This window comes from Cupriavidus sp. 8B (assembly GCF_054589115.1).
This window is the reverse complement of sequence record NZ_BAAILO010000554.1, coordinates 1-618: the sequence shown is the minus strand read 5'-3', so window position 1 is coordinate 618 and position 618 is coordinate 1. Positions and strand designations below refer to the sequence as shown.

Annotated in this window: 2 protein-coding genes; both read left to right on the top strand. The window is 61.2% G+C overall.

Annotated elements, in window-relative coordinates; all coding sequences use genetic code 11:
• Positions 1–223 (top strand): helix-turn-helix domain-containing protein (locus ACYP5B_RS47925; RefSeq protein WP_459574430.1); only part of this gene is annotated, 223 nt, incomplete at its 5' end.
• Positions 166–618: IS630 family transposase (locus tag ACYP5B_RS47920; protein ID WP_459574428.1), on the top strand; the 453-nt coding region annotated here is incomplete at its 3' end. The genes ACYP5B_RS47925 and ACYP5B_RS47920, both read left to right, overlap by 58 nt.

Genomic DNA, 618 nt, shown 5'->3' with positions numbered 1-618 from the left:
TGGCACCGAACTGTGGACGCTCAAACGGGTGCGTCTACTCATCGAGCAACGCTTCGGGGTGTCATACAACGAGGCCCATGTCTGGCGCATCCTGGACTCGCTCGGCTTCTCGCCCCAACGCCCAGACCGACGCGCTATCGAACGCGACGAGGACGCCGTGCTGGCGTGGAAGCAAAAGACCTGGCCTGCGCTCAAAAAAAGTGTACGCGGGAGCAACGGCTGATCGTCTTCATTGACGAGTCTGGGCTCTCGGAGCGACCCACGCGCGTGCGCACCTGGGCGCCGAAAGGTCAAACGCCAGTCATCCAGTTTCATTTCAACTGGAAACATGTCTCGGCCATCGCGGGAATGAGTTATCACAACTGCCTGTTCCGCCTTTACGACGGCGCGATCAAGAGCGCACAGATCGTGGAGTTCCTCAAGGCGCTGCGCGCGTACCTCAAGCGCCGCCTGATGATCATCTGGGACGGCGCCGCACAGCACAAGAGTCGCATCGTGCGCGACTACCTCGATAGCACCGGTGGAGCAGTGCAGATGGCCTTTGTCCCGCCCTACAGCCCGGACCTGAATCCAGTGGAGTATCTCTGGGCCTGGCTCAAGCGCCATGCCCTGGCCAAC